Genomic DNA, 721 nt, shown 5'->3' with positions numbered 1-721 from the left:
GGGGTGGTTTTCTCTTCGGGTATAACCCTTTGTTACTAACACGCACCTCAAGGCGCTGGCTTTCACATTCGTTCAAGCCCTATTGTATATTAACGCCCGCTACCCGTTAAATGGGTTTATCTATTTTTTCTTATTTCCAAATGGATTTGTATATTCTTTTGTTGTCAATTTGTCTATTGAAATGTCATGCGTTTCTTGTTCTCTGATATATTTTCTTATTGTACTTTCATTCAAACCTACAGTACTTACATAGTATCCTTCTGCCCAAAATTTTCTATTCCCATACTTATATTTCAAGTTTGCATGCATATCAAATATCATCAGTGAACTTTTCCCTTTCAAATACCCCATAAAACTTGATACACTATATTTCGGTGGTATTGATAATAGCAAATGTATATGATCTGGCATTATATGTCCTTCTATTATTTCCACTCCTTTATACTTACATAACCTTTTTATTATATCTACTATATCTCGTTTGTATTGATTAAATTCTATTTTTCGTCTATACTTAGGGGTAAATACAATATGGTATTTACATAACCACTTTGTATGCGATAAACTATTATGTTTATTTGCCATAATTAAAAATCATCCTTTCTTTATTTTAGAGCTTGAACTACTCTTATTTTATCAAGAAAGGATGATTTTTCAATTGTTTAACTTTTATCTCGCACCCGCATAGCGGGTGGTTTTTTGTTTCGGAGACTTCGCCTCC

1 protein-coding gene is annotated in these 721 nt (G+C 32.5%); it reads right to left on the bottom strand.

Annotated features, from left to right (window positions below; translation table 11 throughout):
* Nucleotides 1-120: 120 nt before the first annotated feature.
* On the bottom strand, nucleotides 121-585 hold the full coding sequence (gene tnpA, locus O3801_RS08510) for an IS200/IS605 family transposase (protein WP_371454677.1): 465 nt from the start codon (nucleotides 583-585) through the stop codon (nucleotides 121-123).
* Nucleotides 586-721: the final 136 nt, after the last annotated feature.

The organism is Gemella sp. 27098_8_149 (assembly GCF_041433745.1).
In the GTDB taxonomy this organism is placed as follows: Bacteria; Bacillota; Bacilli; order Staphylococcales; family Gemellaceae; genus Gemella.
The sequence above is the reverse complement of the archived record's forward strand: the minus strand, read 5'-3'. Positions and strand labels throughout refer to the sequence as shown.